We start from the raw sequence: 466 nt of genomic DNA, 5'->3' as shown, positions 1-466 counted from the left end.
GAGGCCGTCTTAAAAGCCCTGAAGCCCGAGGACAGGATTCACCCTGAAGTCAGACACTGGCTTCGGGATGTCTGATCTAAGCTGGCTATTTGACGGTCCTGTGAGGCCTCAGAGGGCCTGATGTTGGCTAAGCGGCCATTTTGAGTGCATTTTGGGGGTATTCTAATGCAATTTGGGCGTTATTTGGGCCTGGTTGATGAGGGCCGGGCATAGGTATCCTCTTGGCTCTCCTTAAATTGTGCCATTTGGTGAAATTATTGGCGATAGCAAGCAGCCCCATCTCGACATTTACGCCTTTAAGCCCCTGTAGCATGAACCGTCTGAAGCCCCGGTCTTGCTTGATGTGGCCAAAAACAGCTTCTACATCGATGTTGCGCTGGATCTTCTTTCGTTGCCCTTTTAGCGACTGCAGGCGCTCCTTAGCCTTTTGCCGGTACTGGCGGGCCTTGTGGGTTATCTTTATGGC

At 51.9% G+C, this 466-nt stretch carries 1 protein-coding gene; it reads right to left on the bottom strand.

Going from position 1 to position 466, the window contains the following annotated elements; translation table 11 throughout:
- Positions 1 to 127: 127 nt before the first annotated feature.
- Positions 128 to 466 (bottom strand): transposase (locus IX84_RS28845; protein WP_044229661.1); only part of this gene is annotated, 339 nt, incomplete at its 5' end.

The sequence above is a fragment of the Phaeodactylibacter xiamenensis genome, from assembly GCF_000759025.1.
Classification (GTDB): Bacteria; Bacteroidota; Bacteroidia; order Chitinophagales; family Saprospiraceae; genus Phaeodactylibacter; species Phaeodactylibacter xiamenensis.
This window is presented reverse-complemented; position numbering and strand designations above follow the sequence as displayed.